This is a genomic window from Campylobacter sp. US42a (genome assembly GCF_004379055.1).
In the GTDB taxonomy this organism is placed as follows: Bacteria; Campylobacterota; Campylobacteria; order Campylobacterales; family Campylobacteraceae; genus Campylobacter_D; species Campylobacter_D jejuni.
The window spans coordinates 1-235 of the sequence record NZ_RYYK01000027.1 but is presented as its reverse complement, the minus strand read 5'-3'; the positions used below and the strand labels follow the sequence as shown (position 1 = coordinate 235).

The 235-nt window shown below is 30.2% G+C and carries 1 protein-coding gene; it reads right to left on the bottom strand.

The features are described from left to right. A partial coding sequence (locus tag ELQ10_RS08545; RefSeq protein ID WP_166739198.1) for an ABC transporter substrate-binding protein occupies positions 1-235 on the bottom strand: 235 nt, incomplete at both ends.

Genomic DNA, 235 nt, shown 5'->3' with positions numbered 1-235 from the left:
AGAGCAGCTTCAGGATGATAAATTGGCATATAAACAAAATCAGGATTTAAACTTTTAAGCTGTGAAACTACAGCTCTAAAATCTTTATCGCCTGAACTGATTGCAAGTTTTTTGATCACCTTACCGCCATTCTCTTTTAAAGATTTTTCAAAAGCTTTTGCAAGTCCTAAAGAATAAACATTACTTTGATCTATAATAACAACAGCATTTTTAAGGTTTAATTCTTTTGTAACAT